Origin of the sequence: Algibacter sp. R77976 (genome assembly GCF_044594645.1) — a bacterium.
Taxonomy (GTDB): domain Bacteria; phylum Bacteroidota; class Bacteroidia; order Flavobacteriales; family Flavobacteriaceae; genus Algibacter_B.
This window is the reverse complement of sequence record NZ_CP138989.1, coordinates 1034936-1053694: the sequence shown is the minus strand read 5'-3', so window position 1 is coordinate 1053694 and position 18759 is coordinate 1034936. Positions and strand designations below refer to the sequence as shown.

Genomic DNA, 18759 nt, shown 5'->3' with positions numbered 1-18759 from the left:
AACAAGAATCTCTTTATTTTATTCTCTTAATTTATTAAAATTTAAATTCCAGTTAATACTCAAATCACCCCAAATAGGATTCATGTTTTGTATTAAATCAATTTTCCATTCTCTCTTCCATTTCTTAAAGCTTTTCTCTCTAGCCACAGCTTCATCTCCTTTTTCGAATTCTTCAAAATAAACCAATTTATCACAATTATACTTTGCTGTAAAAGACTTTGGATATATTTTTAGTTTATGCTCTTTTACTCTTTCATCAATATTATCTGTTACTCCAATATACAAAGACGCCATTTGGCTTGTTTGTCATTATGTAGACATGCCAGAATTTCATTTTCATCGATTTTGAGATTCCTGCCTCCGCAGGAATTTATTTTACCCCTGTACTTCCAAAACCGCCTTCTCCTCTATCAGTTTCAGAAAGCACTTCTACTGCTTGCCATTCTGCACGCTCGTGTTTTGCGATTACTAATTGTGCTATACGCTCTCCGTTTTCTATAGTGAAGTCCTCGTTAGATAGATTAATTAATATCACACCTACTTCACCTCTATAATCGGCATCTACAGTTCCAGGCGCATTAAGCACCGTAATGCCTTTTTTAGCTGCCAAACCACTTCTTGGTCGCACTTGTGCCTCAATACCTATAGGAAGCTCTAAAAATAAGCCTGTAGGCACAATAGCGCGTTCCATTGGTTTTAGCAAAATGTTTTCTGAAATATTAGCACGTAAATCCATCCCTGCCGACGCTATAGTTTCATAATGCGGTAAATCGTGATTTGATTTGTTTATAACTTTAATTTGCATGTTATCTTTTTAATAATTGTTGTATTTCCTTTTTTTCTATAAGAACAACTAAGCCCAAAAATACTAAAACTAACATTGTATTTATATAATAGTTTGCATTTGTATTTAAAGCTAATACTGATAAAAGCGTTGCGAGCAATAAATACCCTAAAATACTTTTAAGATTATAAGGTACTGGATAAAATTTTTGTCCCAAAACATAAGATAATATCATCATAACCCCATAAGCCAATAATGTAGCCCATGCAGCTGCAATAAAACCTATTTTTTCAATCATAATCACATTAAAAGCTATGGTTATTGCTGCTCCTACTAACGATAAATACATACCGAATCGCGTTTTATCTGTAAGCTTATACCAAATGGCTAAATTGAAATAAATCCCTAGGCATAAATTAGCTAATAACACAATAGGCACAATTTCAATGGCAATCCAGTAACTTTCATCCTGTACAATAAGCGATTTAAAAACATCTAAATAAGCTATAATGAAAACTAACATGGCGCTTCCGAAAATAACAAAATACTTCATTATTCTGGCGTAAGTTTCTTTCGCATTTTTCTCTTTCGAATGATTAAAAAAGAAAGGTTCTGCTCCTAACCGAAACGCTTGTATAAATATAGTCATGAAAACGGCTATTTTATAACATCCGCTATATGCACCATTAATGCTTTTACCGAGAACTTCTGGTAATAACCATTTGTCGAAATTTTCATTAATAACATATGCTAAACCTGCGATCATTATAGGTAAGCCATAATTTAATAACTGTTTGAATATTGTTTTACTAAAATAAAGTTTTGTCTTAAAAAAGTATGGCGTTAATAATAGAAAGGTTAAAATACTTGCTACTAAATTTGCAATGAAAATATACTTAACCAAATCATTGCTATCATAATTAGGAAAATTAATACTAAATTTTGGAATTGCCCATAAGAAGAAAAAATTTAAAATAACAACAGTACATATATTAGCTATTTTGATTGAAGCAAATTTAATTGGTCTTCCTGTTGCTCTTAAATAGGCAAATGGAATGGCAACAATAGTATCTAAAACCAAAACCCCTATTAATAGATTGAAATAGTTTTGTTTTAAATTAACTACTTCTGCTAGTTGCTGATTAAAAACAAATACAACCGAAAGAAATAAAAGCGCAGTAACCGTTAAACTAATCATTGCTGTTGAAAACACCTTCTGTTTTTCTTGGCTTTTACTAAAAAACCTAAAAAAAGCTGTTTCCATACCATAGGTAAGCAGCACATTAAAAAATGCAGCATATACATAAAATGTTGTGTTATCAGAATAACTGGATGTCTCTAATGTATTAGTATGGAGTGGCACTAATACAAAGTTCATTAGCCTTGGCAAAACTGTTGCCAAACCGTATATGATGGTATCTTTAAAGAACTTCTTTAGTGTGCTCAAAAAAATTGCTTGTTTATAAGGCTAAAAATAGGGTTTTTAAACCAAAAAAACCCAACTCGTTAAAGTTAGGTTTTTGATTTTTATAATGAGATTTCTGCTTGCGCAGGATTTTCTAATTATTCAAAGCTTCAGCTCCACCAACAATCTCTAAGATTTCGTTAGTAATAGCTGCTTGACGTGCTTTGTTATACGTTAATTTTAATTGATCCCTCAATTCTGTTGCATTATCAGTTGCCTTGTGCATCGCTGTCATACGAGCGCCATGTTCAGATGCAAAAGAGTCTCTAATACCTTTATATAATTGTGTTTTTAAAGACTTAGGTATTAACTCTTCTACGATTTCTAATTTTGATGGCTCAAAAATGTAATCTAAATTTGCATTAGCGGTACCTTCAACAGGAACAATTGGTAAAAACTGTTCTGTCATTACAATTTGAGTTGCTGCATTCTTGAATTTGTTGTATACAATTTCAATTTTATCAAACTCACCAGCAACAAACTTATCCATTAAAAGTTGAGCGATTTCAGCAACGTTATCAAAGGTTAAATCATCGAATATCTCACTCTTATTAGCAATAACATTATTCGTCTTTTTAAAAGCATCATTTGCTTTTTTACCAATCGCTATATAAGAAACTTCTTGGTTAGCATAAGTCTCAGACGTTAATCTGTTAACCTCTTTAATGATGTTTGAATTAAATGCACCTGCCAAACCTCTATTAGAAGTAATAGGTACTAAAAGTACTTTCTTTAACTCACGTTGTTCAGAATATGCACTTCCAGAATCTGCATCTAAAGTCGCACTTAAACTTTGTAAAAGTTCAGTTAACTTATCAGCATAAGGACGCATTGCTGTAATAGCATCTTGTGCCTTCTTTAACTTTGCAGCAGATACCATTTTCATGGCACTTGTAATCTGCATCGTTGAAGATACTGATGATATTCTGTTACGTATTTCTTTTAAATTTGCCATTTTTCAAGTTATGAGTTATGAGTGCTGAGTTATGAGTTTTTAATAATTGCTACCAAAATTCTTATTAACTCTTCACACTTGTTCTTCATTTCTTTCGGCACTTGCCTTCCAGTTGCTTCTAAAATTTCTAACCAGTATATGGTCTCATCAGCTTCCTTTAAGGCAATTCCAAATTTATTTTTAAAGTCCTTCTTACTAACTCCTCTTTGTGCTTCTCTTGTATTGGCTCCAATACTCGTTCCGCTTTTTAACAATTGAGAAGCTAACTCAAAATCCTTATTCTCTTTTAATTTGTCTGTAAAATGAACAATCTCGCAAGCAAACTCAAAACTTTTTACTCTTATCGGACTATTATTTAAAGACATTTATTTTAAGTTGTCCATATTGAGCTAAAGATGTGAGTGAGAAAAACTCTTAACTCATAACTCCAAACTCTGAACTTTCTTTAAGCTTTATACTTTGCTGATAAATCTTTTGCTACAGCTGTTAATGTATCTGTAACTTCATCAGTTAATTTCCCTGCTTTTAATGTACTAAGTACACCTGTATGTTTAGCTTTTAAGAATTCAATAAAATCTCTTTCAAATTCTTTTACTTTCTCAACAGGCACATCTTTTAATAAGTTCTTAGAACCCGCATAAATAATAGCTACCTGATCTTCAACTGTAAACGGGTCATTTTGAGCTTGCTTTAAGATCTCAACGTTACGCTTACCTTTTTCAATTACATTTAAGGTAACGGCATCTAAATCTGAACCAAACTTCGCGAAAGCTTCTAACTCACGGAATTGTGCTTGATCTAATTTTAAAGTACCTGATACTTTTTTCATTGATTTAATCTGTGCATTACCCCCAACACGAGATACCGAGATACCTACGTTAATTGCTGGACGTACACCAGAGTTAAATAAATCTCCATCTAAGAAGATTTGTCCATCTGTAATCGAAATTACGTTTGTTGGAATATATGCAGAAACGTCACCCGCTTGTGTTTCAATAATTGGTAAAGCTGTTAAAGAACCACCACCTTTTACAATTCCTTTTAAAGAATCAGGAAGGTCGTTCATATCTTTAGCAATATCATCATTATTGATAACTTTTGCAGAACGTTCTAATAATCTAGAGTGTAAATAAAATACATCACCTGGATAAGCCTCACGTCCTGGTGGACGTCTTAATAATAAAGATACCTCACGGTAAGCCACGGCTTGTTTTGATAAATCATCAAATACAATTAAAGCTGGACGACCAGTATCTCTAAAGTACTCTCCAATAGACGCTCCAGTAAACGGTGCATAAACTTGCATTGCCGCTGGATCTGATGCGTTTGCTGCAACAATAGTAGTATAAGCTAAAGCGCCTTTTTCTTCTAATGTTTTAGCGATTAAAGCTACTGTTGAAGCCTTTTGACCTACAGCAACATATATACAATAAACAGGCTCACCTGCATCATAAAATTCTTTTTGATTTAAGATGGTATCAATACAAACTGCTGTTTTACCAGTTTGACGGTCACCAATTACCAACTCACGTTGACCACGACCTACAGGAATCATTGCATCAATAGATTTAATACCTGTTTGTAATGGCTCAGTTACCGGCTCTCTAAAAATAACTCCAGGTGCTTTACGCTCTAGAGGCATTTCGTAAGTTTTACCAGATATTGGTCCTTTACCATCAATAGGGTTACCTAATGTATCAACAACACGACCAACAATACCTTCACCTACATTAATAGACGCAATACGAGACGTACGTTTTACAGTAGAACCTTCTTTTACTCCTACTGATCCACCTAATAATACGATACCAACGTTATCTTCTTCAAGATTCAGTACAATACCTTCTAATCCGCCTTCGAATTCTACTAACTCTCCATATTGTGCGTTAGCTAATCCGTAAGCACGTACAATACCATCACCTACAGTTAATACAGTTCCTACTTCATCTAGTGAAGCACTTGCTTCAAAACCTGAAAGTTGTTGTTTTAAGATTGCTGATATTTCAGCTGGTTTTACTTCTGCCATCTTATTATTTATTTAGATCTAATAGATCTTAGTTTAATGTAAATTCTTGTTTTAATTTATTTAGTTGATTTGCAACACTTGCGTTATACTGCACATCTCCTATACGTAATATGAAACCACCTAAAATGCTTTCATCTATAATGTTTTCTACTTCAACATTTTTACCTGTAAGCTCTTTAGCTTTTGCTAAAACTTTCTTCTTTAAATCTGCAGATAACTCTACTGCGGTAGTTACCGTAGCAACCTCAATACCTTTAGACTCATCAAATAATTGATTGTATTTTGAAGCTACATCGCCTAAAACATCAATTCTATTATTAGTAACCAAAGTATCGATAAGACTACTTGTTGATTTATCGGTATTTTTAAAAACCTCTAACAACGTTGCCTTTTTTATTGAAGAAGAAATAACAGGACTTAAAAGTGCTTCGCTTAAATCTTTACTTTCAGCTAAAGTATCAGCAATTAACTTCATATCCTTATTTACAACCTCAGCTGTATTAGAATCTGTAGCTAAACTTAACAATGCTTTTGCGTAACGTATTGCTGCTCTTGCTCCCGCCATTATAACTTAGTTTAATGATTTTTCATCCAACATAGTTTCAACCAATTGTAATTGCTTGTCTTTGTTAGATAATTCTGTACGTACTACTTTTTCAGCAATTTCTACTGATAAATTAGCTACTTGAGATTTTAAATCTGCAATAGCTGCTTTCTTTTCAGATTCGATACTTGCTTGTGCTTGAGCAATAAGTTTTGATGCGCTTTCGCTAGCTTCAGTCTTAGCTTCCTCAATCATTTTATTTTTCATGTCGCGAGCTTCCTTAAGCATCGTTTCACGTTCTGCTCTAGCCTCTTTCAGTAACCTTTCATTATCTGCATTAAGGTTTTGCATTTCAAGTTTTGCGTTCTCAGCAGATTTCAATGCATCCTCTATACCACTTTCTCTTTTCTCAATTGCATCAAGAATCGGTTTCCAAGCAAACTTTCTTAAAAGTAAAACTAATCCGATGAACAGCACTAATTGCCAAAAGAATAATCCTATCGAAAACTCATTAATTAACTTATCCATTTATATCTATGTTTTTAATAAATATTTAATTTAAAAAACAGCTTTAACCAACCGTTAAAGCTGTTTTTAGTTTTTTAAGCTGCAAATAAAGCAGCAAATCCAATACCTTCAATAAGTGCTGCTGCAATAAGCATAGCTGTTTGGATTTTTCCAGAAGCTTCTGGTTGACGTGCAATAGCGTCCATTGCTGATCCACCAATTTTACCGATACCTAATCCAGCACCGATTACGATTAAACCTGCTCCTACAATGTTTGGAATTGTCATAATGTATATATATATTAAAAATTAAACATTCAAAATTTTAGTGATCGTCGTGATGTTCTTCAACAGCAGCGCCGAAATATAAAGCAGATAACATAGTAAAGATATATGCTTGTAAAGCGGCTACTAAAAGCTCAAGTAATGATAAAGCAAATGCTAGACCAAATGATAACGAGCTTCCTAACCAGTTTTTAAATATAAACATTAAACCGATTATACTCATTAATACAATGTGTCCCGCTGTAATATTTGCATACAAACGAATCATTAATGAGAAAGGCTTAATTATAGTACCTAGCAACTCAATTGGCGCTAAGATAATTTTCATTGGTGTTGGAACTCCTGGCATCCAAAAAATATGACCCCAGTAATTTTTATTTGCTGTAAACGTAGTAAGGAAATAAGTAATTAAAGCTAATGCTAAAGTTACAGCTATATTGTTAGTGACGTTAATACCTAAGGGTGTTAAACCTAACAGATTTATTATCCAGATAAAAAAGAAAACGGTTAACAAATAAGGCATGTAGCGCTTATATTTTTTTACTCCAATATTTGGAATGGCAATGTCATCTCTAATATAAAGAATAATTGGTTCTAAAGCACGACCAAAACCTTTTGGCATATTTCCTTTTTTATAATTTTTAGCCATTCTTCCGAATATGAAGAACATAAGCAGACCAATAATAAAAATAGTAAATACGTTTTTAGTTATAGAGAAATCTATAGGCTTATCATTTGTAGCGTGGTGATGCTCGTCGTAATTAATTGTTCCAGCAGCATCAGTCTTGTAAATTTTTCCGTGGTAAGATTTATAGTAGTTTCCATCAACCTCAGCAACGCTTTCACCATGATGCAATTTAGAAGAAGAAAATACTTTTAAACCATTATCCCATAAAATAACAGGTAAAGGAAATCCAATATATTTGTGTTCTCCTGTTTCTGTAGTGTAAGAAGTTAAACTAAAATCGTGAGAATCTAGTAAGTGATGATTAATGTATTCTTTTATTTCAGTTTTGATATCTTGTTTACCTTCTACTTCGGGAGCAATTTCTTCTACATGCATTTCTTGCTGAGCAAAAGAAAGACTTGTTATAAAAGCAAATAGTAAACAGATAGTTTTTAAAGACATTATATTACTCATATCACTTATTCTAAATAGTGGCTTAAAAATCGATGCAAAGGTATGCTTTTATCTGAAAATCAAAAAAGAAAATTTTATATAATTTACATACTTGTGTTTTAATTATTTATATAAGTCCAAATCATTTAGAAACCTCGATAAAATAACACTTTCTGCAATAAGGCAAATAACATATGGAATGAAAAAAGTTAAAAATTCCAATCGACTTAAGTAACCATCGGCATTATACAATGGGTAAAAAAGGATAAAAAAGAACACAAACTTAAGCATGCTTGCAAACATAAAAATAAATCCTAATTGATCTTTTAGCTTTTTCTGCAATAAAAAAAGAATAAGAACAACGCTGCAAGCCATTAAAGTATTTATGGCATATGAGAAAATAAGCTCATTAATTTCAACAGGTTGATTAGTGAAACTATTTGCAAAAAGATGAATAAAAAATGCAGTAGTAGCTAATAAAGTTATACTTATACAGTTAGTAATGAGTTTTTTAAAAATCAAGAATTTAATTTTTTTATTTGCTGTAATACGGCATATAAAGAGATTGCCACACCTAAAAGTGTCATTATTATAATGTATAGTTTTTTTCCATCATTATAACTAGAATCCAACCATTTACCTAAAATAACGAAAAGATATATAGTAAGTCCCATTTGAATGGCAATTCCAGATAAGGCCGCTATTTGTTTAAGCTGTTTTTTCTGGTTCTGATTTTCGTCGTTGAATTGCTTGTCCGCCATTATTCATTTCTTTTACAGTACCTTTCATAACGCAAGTAACATTAAACGTTGCTCCAGGCTCAACTGCCAATTTACCAGCAACTACTTCACCCTCTAAGTGAGCAGAAGATTTTAATGTTAATGTACCAGACAAAGCTAATTTACCCGAAAATTTACCTTCAAAATAAGCATCTGTTCCGTTTAATGTGCCTTTTATTATTCCAGATTTACCAACAACTACTTTTCCTGAAGTCTTAATGTTACCTTCAATAATTCCGTCGATTCTTAAATCGCCTTGACTACTAAAATCGCCAACCACTTTAGTGCCTTGAGCAATAATATTTTGACTTGATGATCCTTCTGCCATTTGTTTTTCTTTTTTGTTATCAGAGAACATAATAAGTGTGTTAAGTTTAATTATTATCGATATTCAAATAGGCATCCAAATTTTTATGGATTTGAATGATTTGATAATTTGTAGATGACACTACAAAATAAGGGGCATTAATTTTATTTTGATCTTCTTCAGTTAATAACTGATTAAATGTTTTTGCTACTTGAGCCGTTTTTAACCCATGAACCACAACAAATTTTGTATTTGGATTATAAACATCTGTTGAAGCATTTAAATCATAATATTTTACATGTTCTAAAACGGTATCTAAAGTTTCTTTAAAACTTGAAACAGCTTCGGGCTGATAGTCTTTAAATTGAAATATAACCTTATAATTATCAGGAATACTATCTGATTCTTGAACAAATTCTTTACTTGCTAGTTTAGGTAAAATATTAGACTCAATATTTTGCGCTCGTTTACCTTCTGGTGTATTTGCATAGGTAATTGCTAAATAATTTATCGCTTTTTGGTAAGCTTCATAACCATATAAACGACCGCTAGCTGTCGCTTTCAACAACTCAAACTTAGGCACCATAGCGTCACCGTCAAAAGTTTTTATATAATCCTCACTTTTTGAAATAACGTTAGCGTAATCTTGGTTTTCATGCTGAGCATACAAGGCTTCATATAAACTTTCCGGACTATTCTCGTCTCTATCGGAAACCAATTCAGGATTCTTTAGTATGGACGCGTATCTTGAATCTGGATATTTAGCTATGATTTCATCCTTCGCAATCGAAGCTTCACCATTTTCACCTAACAACTCATATATCTTAAATAAGTTATATTTTGAAGGTAATACAAGTCTTTCTTCAGGATTACTATTTAGTAAATTTTGAAATTTGCCTTTAGCCAATTCGTATTCTTTAAACTTCTCTTTATAAATTAAACCTAATTGATAATAAGCGTAATTACGATCTTTAGAAATACTATCAATCTCTTTTTCTGTGGAAGGAATTTTAGATATATAAAACTGCGGATCAAAACGTTCTTCATCTGAAGCTAAATCAGCTATACTATTGTTTACATTATTATTTGCACCACTAGAAATACCTTTGCTCGACCATCGCCAATTATCTTCTAAAGGCCTATCTCCCCAAAACTTAACAAACTCGTTCTTACCAAAAGCAACAGTTGTTGGGTTATAAAAATAAAAGTTATTAGATGTTTCTTGAGTTGCACCTATTCTATTGGATTGAGCCCCAATGTTATTATTTGTGGCTAAACCACTATTACGTTGTGCAGCTTCTACTTTTTCTTTTTCGGCCTCAGCTTTTGTTTTTAAATCTTCAACAAACGATTCAAAATAAGCCAACTTCTCAGCTTCTGGTAAATTAACTAATCTTAAAATACTATCATTTACTTTAGCAATAGATTCGTAATAAATAACGTCTTCTAAATTATCTCGTTTGCGTTTTATAATTCTGTACGGTTTTGAGTTTAATACTAAATTGCTCATCGTACTATCATAATACTGCCCAGCATCAGCATAAACTGAAGCATCAAAATTCATATCGCCTAAAGTTTCGTAATTCTTAGCTTTAAGAAATTTATCTCGACTGTCTGTTCTTAAAGATTTATTGTAATAAGCAACAGCCAATGAATCTGATCCGTTTTTTAAATGATATGCTGCTATTTGATGATAAATTTTATCTAAAAATGGGCGGTTTTCTCTGTTTTCTTCAAGTTCGGTAAGTAATTCTGTGATTTCTAATTTATTTCCATTTTCAAAATCGAAGTTTTTAACCTGTTCCAAATAGGCAGAAATCATATAAATTCTTGGGGTTCTTCTATTAAGCTCAATCACTTTATCGAAAGCAATATTGGCGCTATCTTTATAACCCAACTCATTGTATAATTGCCCTTGAATAAAACGGTAACGCCCACGCTCATCATTATTTTTTGTAGCGTTTGATGCTATTTCTAATTGCGTAATAGCAGTATCAATAATTTTTGTGTTTAGATACGCTTGCGCAAGCATTGATGAAGCATCAGCTAAATCTTGACCTTCTAAATCTTCTTGTTTTAAAAGACGTTTTAAATTTTCAATAGCTAACTCGTTATTATCAAGTCTAATATTTGCTTTTTCTCGCCAAACTTTAGCTTGGTTAATTTTATCGCTTGCAGGATACTTATATAAAATATAATTAAGGGCTTCTAAAGCTGGCACAAAACGCTGATCGAAATACCTTGCCTTTCCTAAAAGTAAGTAAGCTTCATCCATTTGCGGATTCTTCTCCTTACCATCAATATTCATACTATGCTTCTGAATGGCTTTTGCGGCCTTCTCTTCTGCTCTAGAAAAATTTTCGTTTTTGGACTGCCCAGGTAGCACTATATCTTCAAAAATCTGCATGCGCTCTATTGGTAATATTTCCCAATAATTATCGAAATAAGCATCGTTAAGTGATTGTTTACCTTGTTCTAAAGCGTTATAACCATTAAAAAGTGGATTATACTCGGCAGTTAAAGCGTGAAAATTTCTATTAATAAATTTATCTTTTTTCCTAGAACAACTTAATGCTAGAAAAGTTAAGAAAAGAAGTAATAGTATGGCTTTAGTAGGTGTTTTCAATGCTGGTGTTTTTAGTCTAAAATAATAACTATAAACTCCTGTTATTATTATATAGCTTGGTAAAAATAAGCATCTTTTTGTATTTACCTAAAAAATGTAAAGACTTTTAAACAAAAGGATTAGTTCGCAAAATGTTCTTCAAGTTCTTTTAAGGTGGCTGTACTAGTCACTAAATCTTTCACAACCTCTCCTTTTTCTAAAACCACAATACGCTCGCAAACATCTGTAACATGCATTAAATCATGACTTGATATTAAAACGGTTACACCTTGTTTTTCGGCCAGCTCTTTAATAATATTCTTAAGCCTTATTTGAGTTGTTGGGTCTAGATTCGCAAAAGGCTCGTCTAAAATAATTACTTCAGGGTTTCCAATAAGCGCTGCAACAATACCTGCTTTCTTCTGGTTTCCTTTACTTAAATCTCGTAAATACTTCTTTTGGCCTAGAATTTCACCATGAAAGAAATCTTCAAACTCAGAAACTAAAGCATCAACATCTGCTTTATTTTGTCCTCTTAATTCACCAATAAAATAGAAATACTCTTCAGGTGTTAAATATCCAATTAAAAAAGTTTCATCTATAAAGGCAGATGTAAAAGGTTTCCAATCTTCACTTTTATTAACCTGTACATCGTTACATTTTATAGAACCCGTTGTTGGCTGTATTAAATCTAACAGTAAACTGAAGTATGTTGTTTTTCCAGCACCATTATTACCAACCAAACCAAAGCTTTGTCCTTTAGGAATATCTAAAGACTCAATATTTAAAACTTGGTTACCGCTATATGCTTTTGATAAATTAGAAGTTGTTATCATGATATTGTTATATTAATTATTTTGATTGAAGGCATCAATCATTTTATATTTTGAATCTAGATATTTCTGGGTGATGAGTTTCATTAATTTTTGATGAAATACAATACCTATTACTCCAAAAATTATTAAAACTAAACACCCGATTTCAAAGCCAATTAAAAAATAAAATGCTACAAAAACGCCCAATGGTAATAAGAATAAAGGAATACCTATTAGCCATTGTACTGCACCAGTACCTTGATAATTAAATGCTGCTTTTTTATCTAAATTTATATTTTTTCTATTGAAAGACCCTCCTAACAAAAGCACATGTGTATTAACACCAATATTATAAATAGCCGCTGCAAAATGAGCTAACAAAACCTTCCAGCCAAAGAACACATAAGGAATTCCTAAGACAAAGAGTATCAAAACACTTATTGCCATTAAAGTAAATTTGGAATTTAAATATTGTTCGTATTTAAGGTTTTGAGTCATTAATAATTTGTAATAACTACTATCCCAAGCAGGGATAAACTGCCCAAAGTTCATTAAAAATATACCTGTAGAAAATATACCAACAAAAATGTAAGAAGGTGTAATTTTCATAAATTGTGGATTAGTATAAAAAACTAGTCCATAAAGTAAACCAAAGGCTATCATCCAAACTGAAGACTTTGTTCGTTTGTTACGCCAAATTAACTTTAAATCGAGCTGTAAAAAAGGCGCAATGTCTCCAAAACTTTTAGTCCAATCTAAATTTGAAGTATTTACCTCTTTAATTTTTGCTTTCAATCCGCTATCTAAAAACAGTTTTTGTCTTAGTAATTTAAAATTGAAAGCATAACACAAAACGACAATTAATAATGGTATACTAATTAAAAAAGGCGTCTCATAAATGGCATTGAAGCCATTTCCTAATAACTCATTAAAAGCAATAATATTAAAATGATTTAGCGCATATAAGCCTCCAGCAATAAGAATAATTGGAAGAAAAGACAATTCAGTTTCCGCAGAAAAACTTTCTATAATAAAGTTTAAAAAGTTAATAGTAAACACCACTATAATTAATGTAAGCATCCAAACCAAAACATTGGCTATAGGGTAATCGTTAAGAATTAGTATAACTCCAAACGGAATAATTGCAAATAGCGGTAAAAAGTTAAAAAATGAAAGCGCAGATTTCCCTAAAACATAATTAACAACCTTACTTCTTTTAACAGGTAGCGTTAGTAATGGTTTTACACTCATTACGGGTAACTTTTGGAAGAAGAAACGTAAAACTAAATCGCCTAAAATCCAATAAAACAAAAAGCTATTTACAATTAATAGCGGATCTTTATTAGGGAACACTTCTTTAAGCACTTTAAATAAGCCAAAACCCATTCCTAAAAACATAAGAACAAACCAAAAAGCCATAAAGCCCATAAATATTTTAATACCCAAGCTTTTTCCAAAACTAGCAGACCTAAAAAAAGCCTTCCATTCTAAACTTAAAAATCGTTTTATCATTCTTGGTGGTTTTAGTTTTCTTATGTGTAAGTGTTACTATGTAAAAAAATGTTACACTTTAAAATATTTTTTTCTAGTTAAATTCTATACATCCCTAAATCTAGGGTTCACCAACGCGCGCATATTTTTAATATAACTTTCTAACTCGGCAAGTTTTTTAACCGTCTCTTTTGTGCCAGCTTCCGTTAACTTATAGTATTTGCGCATTCTATTACCAACCTTAGAAACCTCAACTTCTAATAAACCTTGAGCCTCTAGCTTATGTAATGCAGGGTACAAAGCACCTTCTGTTAATTGTAGCTCGTTTTTGGTTATGTCTTTAACCTTCTGAGTTATCTCATAACCATACATTTTATCATGCTCGTTTAAAAGCTTTAAAATAATGGTTACTAAACTGCCTTTGTATAAGTTTGTGCGTTTCATCGAGTTACAAATATATACATAAATTTCTTATGCATAAATTTTATATGTATTACATTTTATCGAAAAAAGCAGCTTTTTTTTAAAGGCTTTAGTATTTTTGTTGAAAACTATTCAATATGTCATCATTCCATAAACTTTCAGTAAAAAATATTATAAGAGAAACTGAAAAAGCAATAAGCATTTCATTTAATCTTCCTGAAAATCTAAAAGACACTTTTTCTTTTAAAGCAGGGCAATACATTACTTTAAAAACTGAAATAGATGGTCATGAAATACGCCGTGATTACTCACTTTGCGTATCTCCAAAAAGTGGTGATTTAAAAATTGCCGTTAAAGAAGTTAAAGACGGAACATTTTCTGCTTTTGCGAATAATACACTAAAGACTGGAGACACTATTGAAGTTGCTCCTCCAAATGGTCGATTTACATTTGAGCCTAATGATTCTAAAACTAAAAATATAGCGCTTTTTGCTGCTGGTAGTGGTATCACACCTATTTTAAGCATTATTAAATGTGCTTTAGAAGAAGAAGTGCACAGTAAAGTTATATTAGTTTACGGTAACAAAACGACTCAAGACACCATGTTTCTGAATGAACTTTTAGAACTACAGCATGCATATAAAGATCGTTTTTCAATACAATTTGTATTTAGTCAACAAGATGAAGATGATTCAATTTTTGGTAGAATTGAAAAAAGCACCGTTAATTATGTGATGAAGAATAAGCATAAACATGTTGAGGTTGACGCTTTTTACCTTTGTGGACCAGAAGCTATGATTCATACCGTTAAAGATGTTTTAACAGAGCATAACATTGATGAAGATCGTATTCATTTTGAACTTTTTAAAGCATCAAAACCTGATGAAGTTGAAGAAGAAAACCCAACAGCAGACGGTAAAACAAAAATAACAATTACCGTTGATGATGAGACAACAACTTTTGAAATGTCTCAAAAACAAACTGTGCTTGAAGCAGCCTTAGATGAAGATTTAGATGCACCGTATTCTTGTCAAGGCGGAATATGTAGTAGTTGTTTAGGAAGAATTACTGAAGGTGAAGCTACTATGAGACAAAATAACATACTAACCGAAAGCGAAGTTGCCGAAGGCTTAATTTTAACTTGTCAGGCTCATCCAACCACACCTACTTTAACAGTTGATTTTGATGACGTATAAAACATCTTAATACTTGTATAATTACAAATAGTAAAAGAATTACACTTAAAGAACGGATTCAATTTTATTTACAACAGCCTCTGCAGAAATACTACCGGATGCTTCTTTGTAGGTTTCTGGATATTTATTTCCGTAAACTGAAGTTGGTATTAATGGAAATATATTTCTATCAGCCATTAAACCATAATGTTCTGGTTGATTAAATGGTGCAAAACCAGCATATGGATGTGTCACGCCCCAAATGGTAATCACTTTTATTCCCAACATAGCTGCAATATGCGCATTTCCAGAATCCATAGATAACATGACATCAAGATTTGAAATTACATCCATTTCTTCATCAAGAGATAGTTTTCCTGCCAGATTTATGGTGTTATCAAAACTGTTTTGGTAACCATTAAGAATTTCAGACTCATATTTACCGCCACCAAACAAAATTATAGTGTAGTTTTTTGATAAGCTTTCTATAACATTTTTCATTGAACTTAAAGGGTACATTTTACCTTCGTGTGCCGCAAAAGGCGCAATTCCAATACTTTTTTTTGTGGTATGTTGTTCGCCTAATACATTTAGAAGCTTGTCGCTTAACTTAACACGTTTGGGGAAAGTAGGGTTAGCTAAATCAATTTTAAAACCTAAACCTTCAAAAACATCAGCATATCTTTGGTGTGTGGTTTTTAGTTGCCTGAATGCCTTACCAGACGTTAATAATCCCTTTTCTTTTCTCCCTTTGTCTACAGAAATAAAATGCTTGCATTTAATAAATTTCTTTAAGATTTTACTTCTAAGCACATTGTGCAAGTCTGCCACAAAAAGAAACTGTTTTTTATTGAGCTCCTTTGCTAATTTAAACAACCCAAAAATGCCTTTATGATCGCCTTTTACATCTGCTGAAAAAACTTCAACGTTTTCTAAGTCTCTCAAAAAAGGTTTAAAAAAAGCTCTAGTTAAAACAGTTATTTTTAGTTCTGGATATTTTTGAGTTAGTGCTCTTAAAACAGGAACTGTCATGGCAACATCTCCCATTGCTGAGAGACGAATGACTAAAATGTTTTTTTGTTTTGGCATCTCAACATTTAGGATGAGATTCCTGCTTAAACAGGAATATTATTTTTGAGAACGAAGTACAGGGTTTAACTCATCATCATTATACATCTTCATTTGCTTATATACCTTCATGTATTTATCTCCTTTTTCAATATCACCTAAAAGTGTATCGATGGCAGTTGATAAATCTACACGTTGTTCTAGTAATATATCAAGCTTTTTCTGGCATGCAGCTTTGTGTTCCGCGGAAGCGTCATTACGTGTTGCTTCCTCGTTCATGTGATATACTTTTAAAGCCAATATAGATAATCTATCTACACCCCAAGCAGGGCTTTCAGTATTTATTGTAGCATCTTGTTTTACAGTAACATCTTTATATTTTTCTAAAAAATAGCTATCAATATACTCCACCATATCTGTTCTGTCTTGGTTTGAAGCATCAATTTTTCGTTTCAATGTTAAAGCTGCAACTGGGTCTATTTGTGGATCGCGAATAATATCTTCATAATGCCATTGCACCGTATCTATCCAACATTTTCTATATAATAAATGTTCCAGTAAATCACTTTCTGGATAAGCGTTTTCAAAAGGTTGATCTACAGTATTGATAATATGGTATTTTTCAATAACATTTTGAAAAATTTCGTTGGCTTTATTTGTGAACATATCTATTAATTTTATAAAACAAAATTACATAATTTATATAAGACTATTTAATTTCAAAAAACTAGAAATGAAAAAAAATAAATTTCTAATTGGGTTTCATTAACTTTACTCCACATAATTTAGATTACAACCTATGACTATTCATAATTTATCCCTCCAAAACTCCTTGTTAAATAATTTTTTAGCCGAAATTAGAGATGTTAATCTTCAAAAGGATAGTATGCGTTTCAGAAGAAATATTGAACGCATTGGTGAGATTTTAGGTTATGAAATGAGTAAAAATTTGACCTATAACTCTGAATCTATTCAAACGCCTTTAGACAAGTGTTCAATTAATTTACCAGAAAATGATATTGTATTATGCTCCATATTAAGAGCAGGGGTACCATTGCACAATGGATTGTTAAATTATTTTGATAAAGCGGAAAATGCCTTTATTTCGGCTTACAGACACCACAAACACAATCCTGAAAGTTTTGAAATTATAGTAGAATATTTAGCTTGCCCAAATCTAGAGGGTAAAACTCTTATTCTCGCAGACCCTATGTTAGCCACAGGCCAATCTATGTTAGCTACTTTTGAAGCCTTAAAACCTTTTGGAACACCTAAAGAAGTACACTTAATAAGTGTTATTGGTGCACAAGATGGTGTTGATTTTGTTGAACAAAATTTTAATAATAACACGCATTTATGGATTGCCTCAATTGATAAAACCTTAAATGATAAAGGCTATATTGTTCCAGGGCTTGGAGATGCTGGCGATTTGGCTTTTGGTGAAAAGTTACAACAATAATAATACAAAAGGCACCAAAATTAATACCCCCAAAAAGATTTCCTTAAACCATTTTTCCTGAATAACATCAATGTAATTGGCAATAATAATTGCTAAAGGCGCAAATAGAAACAAAAACTCACTTCCGTTTTTTTCAGGGGCTAGAATAACAATAACAAATCCAATAACGGCAGCTATAATTATGGTTTTAAAAGATGCCCTAAATGCCTTTTTCTTCTTTTTTATATTTTTTAAATAAAACATTGAAGACCAAATACCAAAGGATAGTAAAACCGTAATAGCTATTAAATATTGAATTGAATTATAATTACTAAAATCGTAATTGATTTCTGGATACTGATAAAACACGCCTAAAAAACTATCGTATAAAACTACTGAAACAGCATTGCTAATTAGAAAAACGGATATTAACCCTAAGAAAGGAATGATCCAATGTCTAACATTATTATCTGTATATAAAACTAGAGATAGGATTATTAAAACAAAAAATAGAATTGACCAAAAGTAAAACAATGTAGCTATAGCTATCCAAAAAGCGGCGTCAAAAAGTTTCTTCTTTGTATTTTTAGGAGAACGTAAACTAATAATTCTCCTCAGTCCTAATAAAACAAAAAGGTTTGATAATAACACGTTTGAAGCACTAGTGGCCTGTGTTATAAACAACAAAAAAAGACTAAACAATAAGGTTTCGTAATTATTCTTATTGGTTAAGCTGTTCTTGTTAACAATAAAATTTAAAAGCAATATCGAACCAAAAACTATTAAAAGTAGAACTATTTGTTTTAAAATAAAATCTAAAGTTAAGCCCTCATTTATTCTACTAATTCTAGCAATTACAAACGCTAAAATTGCGGTAAAAAAAACCAGTACAAAATATAATGGCCTAGATTTATTAAAAAAACTTGTTATCATTAACTGTTTTTGTATTTTTGCTTTGTAAATATACTAACTA

The 18759-nt window shown here is 31.7% G+C and carries 21 protein-coding genes; 2 read left to right on the top strand and 19 right to left on the bottom strand.

All coding sequences use genetic code 11. From position 1 onward, the window contains the following. Positions 1-18: 18 nt before the first annotated feature. The 16 genes from SJY43_RS04540 to SJY43_RS04465 form a co-directional block, all read right to left on the bottom strand. Positions 19-294 carry a GIY-YIG nuclease family protein gene (locus tag SJY43_RS04540; protein ID WP_396602658.1) on the bottom strand — a complete coding sequence of 92 codons (276 nt, stop codon included), beginning with the start codon at positions 292-294 and terminating at the stop codon, positions 19-21. 76 nt (positions 295-370) lie between these two features. Continuing rightward, on the bottom strand, positions 371-805 hold the full coding sequence (gene dut, locus SJY43_RS04535) for a dUTP diphosphatase (protein WP_396602657.1): 435 nt from the start codon (positions 803-805) through the stop codon (positions 371-373). A 1-nt stretch (position 806) separates the two neighbouring features. After that, positions 807-2231, bottom strand: a complete 1425-nt coding sequence (locus tag SJY43_RS04530; RefSeq protein WP_396602656.1) for a lipopolysaccharide biosynthesis protein — start codon at positions 2229-2231, stop codon at positions 807-809. Between the two features lie 112 nt (positions 2232-2343). Continuing rightward, positions 2344-3204 carry an ATP synthase F1 subunit gamma gene (gene atpG / locus SJY43_RS04525; protein ID WP_396602655.1) on the bottom strand — a complete coding sequence of 287 codons (861 nt, stop codon included), beginning with the start codon at positions 3202-3204 and terminating at the stop codon, positions 2344-2346. A 29-nt stretch (positions 3205-3233) separates the two neighbouring features. Beyond that, positions 3234-3569: a four helix bundle protein gene (locus tag SJY43_RS04520; protein ID WP_396602654.1), complete on the bottom strand. Its 336-nt coding sequence runs from the start codon at positions 3567-3569 to the stop codon at positions 3234-3236. A gap of 80 nt (positions 3570-3649) precedes the next feature. After that, complete coding sequence (gene atpA / locus SJY43_RS04515) at positions 3650-5230, bottom strand: F0F1 ATP synthase subunit alpha (protein WP_396602653.1); 1581 nt, start codon at positions 5228-5230, stop codon at positions 3650-3652. 28 nt (positions 5231-5258) lie between these two features. Continuing rightward, positions 5259-5795, bottom strand: a complete 537-nt coding sequence (gene atpH / locus SJY43_RS04510; RefSeq protein WP_396602652.1) for an ATP synthase F1 subunit delta — start codon at positions 5793-5795, stop codon at positions 5259-5261. 6 nt (positions 5796-5801) lie between these two features. Further along, positions 5802-6302 carry a F0F1 ATP synthase subunit B gene (locus SJY43_RS04505; RefSeq protein ID WP_396602651.1) on the bottom strand — a complete coding sequence of 167 codons (501 nt, stop codon included), beginning with the start codon at positions 6300-6302 and terminating at the stop codon, positions 5802-5804. A 74-nt stretch (positions 6303-6376) separates the two neighbouring features. Continuing rightward, the gene (atpE, locus tag SJY43_RS04500) at positions 6377-6568 is read right to left on the bottom strand and encodes an ATP synthase F0 subunit C (protein ID WP_046746066.1); all 192 of its coding nucleotides are present in this window, start codon (positions 6566-6568) and stop codon (positions 6377-6379) included. A 37-nt stretch (positions 6569-6605) separates the two neighbouring features. Then, positions 6606-7706, bottom strand: coding sequence for a F0F1 ATP synthase subunit A (atpB, locus tag SJY43_RS04495; protein WP_396602650.1), 1101 nt, complete (start codon positions 7704-7706; stop codon positions 6606-6608). 497 nt (positions 7707-8203) lie between these two features. Continuing rightward, complete coding sequence (locus SJY43_RS04490) at positions 8204-8446, bottom strand: AtpZ/AtpI family protein (protein WP_396602649.1); 243 nt, start codon at positions 8444-8446, stop codon at positions 8204-8206. Continuing rightward, a complete protein-coding gene (locus tag SJY43_RS04485) occupies positions 8394-8822 on the bottom strand; it encodes a polymer-forming cytoskeletal protein (protein WP_396602648.1) in 429 nt (142 codons plus the stop codon). Before SJY43_RS04485 ends, SJY43_RS04490 begins: the two co-directional genes overlap by 53 nt. A gap of 16 nt (positions 8823-8838) precedes the next feature. Beyond that, a complete protein-coding gene (locus SJY43_RS04480) occupies positions 8839-11397 on the bottom strand; it encodes a hypothetical protein (protein WP_396602647.1) in 2559 nt (852 codons plus the stop codon). A 119-nt stretch (positions 11398-11516) separates the two neighbouring features. After that, positions 11517-12212 carry an ABC transporter ATP-binding protein gene (locus SJY43_RS04475; protein WP_396602646.1) on the bottom strand — a complete coding sequence of 232 codons (696 nt, stop codon included), beginning with the start codon at positions 12210-12212 and terminating at the stop codon, positions 11517-11519. A gap of 12 nt (positions 12213-12224) precedes the next feature. Next, positions 12225-13703, bottom strand: a complete 1479-nt coding sequence (locus SJY43_RS04470; RefSeq protein ID WP_396602645.1) for a DUF5687 family protein — start codon at positions 13701-13703, stop codon at positions 12225-12227. 84 nt (positions 13704-13787) lie between these two features. Continuing rightward, entirely contained in the window at positions 13788-14126 is a 339-nt protein-coding gene (locus tag SJY43_RS04465; RefSeq protein ID WP_396602644.1) for a PadR family transcriptional regulator, read from the bottom strand. Between the two features lie 116 nt (positions 14127-14242). Between SJY43_RS04465 and SJY43_RS04460 the strand changes: the two genes are divergently transcribed. Continuing rightward, entirely contained in the window at positions 14243-15301 is a 1059-nt protein-coding gene (locus SJY43_RS04460) for a 2Fe-2S iron-sulfur cluster-binding protein (RefSeq protein ID WP_396602643.1), read from the top strand. 45 nt (positions 15302-15346) lie between these two features. On the opposite strand, the gene SJY43_RS04455 is transcribed toward SJY43_RS04460, so the two are convergent. Next, on the bottom strand, positions 15347-16369 hold the full coding sequence (locus SJY43_RS04455) for a glycosyltransferase family 9 protein (RefSeq protein WP_396602642.1): 1023 nt from the start codon (positions 16367-16369) through the stop codon (positions 15347-15349). Between the two features lie 39 nt (positions 16370-16408). Beyond that, a complete protein-coding gene (locus SJY43_RS04450) occupies positions 16409-17014 on the bottom strand; it encodes a DUF4254 domain-containing protein (protein WP_396602641.1) in 606 nt (201 codons plus the stop codon). A 133-nt stretch (positions 17015-17147) separates the two neighbouring features. On the opposite strand from SJY43_RS04450, the gene upp reads away from it, so the two are divergent. Then, on the top strand, positions 17148-17807 hold the full coding sequence (upp, locus tag SJY43_RS04445) for a uracil phosphoribosyltransferase (protein WP_396602640.1): 660 nt from the start codon (positions 17148-17150) through the stop codon (positions 17805-17807). Here the strand turns inward: upp and SJY43_RS04440 are convergent. Beyond that, entirely contained in the window at positions 17796-18719 is a 924-nt protein-coding gene (locus SJY43_RS04440; protein WP_396602639.1) for a DUF6427 family protein, read from the bottom strand. The two genes, upp and SJY43_RS04440, sit on opposite strands and share 12 nt — an antisense overlap. Between the last annotated feature and the right edge of the window lie 40 nt (positions 18720-18759).

What these genes read in the sequence shown, in the direction of transcription:
- atpB (WP_396602650.1), bottom strand. Translation starts at nt 7,706, where the DNA reads ATGAGTAATATAATGTCTTTAAAAACTATCTGTTTACTATTTGCTTTT.
- SJY43_RS04540 (WP_396602658.1), bottom strand. Translation starts at nt 294, where the DNA reads ATGGCGTCTTTGTATATTGGAGTAACAGATAATATTGATGAAAGAGTA.
- SJY43_RS04505 (WP_396602651.1), bottom strand. Translation starts at nt 6,302, where the DNA reads ATGGATAAGTTAATTAATGAGTTTTCGATAGGATTATTCTTTTGGCAA.
- upp (WP_396602640.1), top strand. Translation starts at nt 17,148, where the DNA reads ATGACTATTCATAATTTATCCCTCCAAAACTCCTTGTTAAATAATTTT.
- SJY43_RS04450 (WP_396602641.1), bottom strand. Translation starts at nt 17,014, where the DNA reads ATGTTCACAAATAAAGCCAACGAAATTTTTCAAAATGTTATTGAAAAA.
- atpA (WP_396602653.1), bottom strand. Translation starts at nt 5,230, where the DNA reads ATGGCAGAAGTAAAACCAGCTGAAATATCAGCAATCTTAAAACAACAA.
- atpG (WP_396602655.1), bottom strand. Translation starts at nt 3,204, where the DNA reads ATGGCAAATTTAAAAGAAATACGTAACAGAATATCATCAGTATCTTCA.
- SJY43_RS04455 (WP_396602642.1), bottom strand. Translation starts at nt 16,369, where the DNA reads ATGCCAAAACAAAAAAACATTTTAGTCATTCGTCTCTCAGCAATGGGA.
- SJY43_RS04485 (WP_396602648.1), bottom strand. Translation starts at nt 8,822, where the DNA reads ATGTTCTCTGATAACAAAAAAGAAAAACAAATGGCAGAAGGATCATCA.
- SJY43_RS04520 (WP_396602654.1), bottom strand. Translation starts at nt 3,569, where the DNA reads ATGTCTTTAAATAATAGTCCGATAAGAGTAAAAAGTTTTGAGTTTGCT.
- SJY43_RS04440 (WP_396602639.1), bottom strand. Translation starts at nt 18,719, where the DNA reads ATGATAACAAGTTTTTTTAATAAATCTAGGCCATTATATTTTGTACTG.
- SJY43_RS04460 (WP_396602643.1), top strand. Translation starts at nt 14,243, where the DNA reads ATGTCATCATTCCATAAACTTTCAGTAAAAAATATTATAAGAGAAACT.
- atpE (WP_046746066.1), bottom strand. Translation starts at nt 6,568, where the DNA reads ATGACAATTCCAAACATTGTAGGAGCAGGTTTAATCGTAATCGGTGCT.
- dut (WP_396602657.1), bottom strand. Translation starts at nt 805, where the DNA reads ATGCAAATTAAAGTTATAAACAAATCAAATCACGATTTACCGCATTAT.
- SJY43_RS04465 (WP_396602644.1), bottom strand. Translation starts at nt 14,126, where the DNA reads ATGAAACGCACAAACTTATACAAAGGCAGTTTAGTAACCATTATTTTA.
- atpH (WP_396602652.1), bottom strand. Translation starts at nt 5,795, where the DNA reads ATGGCGGGAGCAAGAGCAGCAATACGTTACGCAAAAGCATTGTTAAGT.
- SJY43_RS04470 (WP_396602645.1), bottom strand. Translation starts at nt 13,703, where the DNA reads ATGATAAAACGATTTTTAAGTTTAGAATGGAAGGCTTTTTTTAGGTCT.
- SJY43_RS04475 (WP_396602646.1), bottom strand. Translation starts at nt 12,212, where the DNA reads ATGATAACAACTTCTAATTTATCAAAAGCATATAGCGGTAACCAAGTT.
- SJY43_RS04490 (WP_396602649.1), bottom strand. Translation starts at nt 8,446, where the DNA reads ATGGCGGACAAGCAATTCAACGACGAAAATCAGAACCAGAAAAAACAG.